Source organism: Staphylococcus sp. HMSC068C09 (assembly GCF_001813735.1).
Classification (GTDB): Bacteria; Bacillota; Bacilli; order Staphylococcales; family Staphylococcaceae; genus Staphylococcus; species Staphylococcus hominis.
Genome location: NZ_KV813774.1, coordinates 1,677 through 1,914, shown reverse-complemented (window position 1 = coordinate 1,914; position 238 = coordinate 1,677). Strand labels below are relative to the sequence as shown.

Annotated in this window: 1 protein-coding gene; it reads right to left on the bottom strand. The window is 34.5% G+C overall.

Annotation, left to right across the window (positions count from 1 at the left end):
• Nucleotides 1–238, bottom strand: a 238-nt coding sequence (locus tag HMPREF2930_RS11895; protein WP_176745776.1) for a DUF1542 domain-containing protein, incomplete at both ends; no start/stop codon positions are given.

Sequence of the window (238 nt, the reverse complement as noted above, 5' to 3'; positions counted from 1 at the left end):
CGCTGCTTCTTTTTCTTCTGTCGTTGCATCAGGTGTTTGATCAATGATGGCTTTCCTAGTTAATGCAATTTGATCAATAGCATTCTTAGCTGTCTCTTTTTTTACAACTTCTGGCTGAATGTTATTTATAGCAACAGTTCCTCTATCTTTTGCTTGATCTACATCACTATTTGTTATTGCTTGATCAATACTATGTTTTGCTTTTGTAACTTCTTCGTCAACTTTTTGTTTTGCTGCT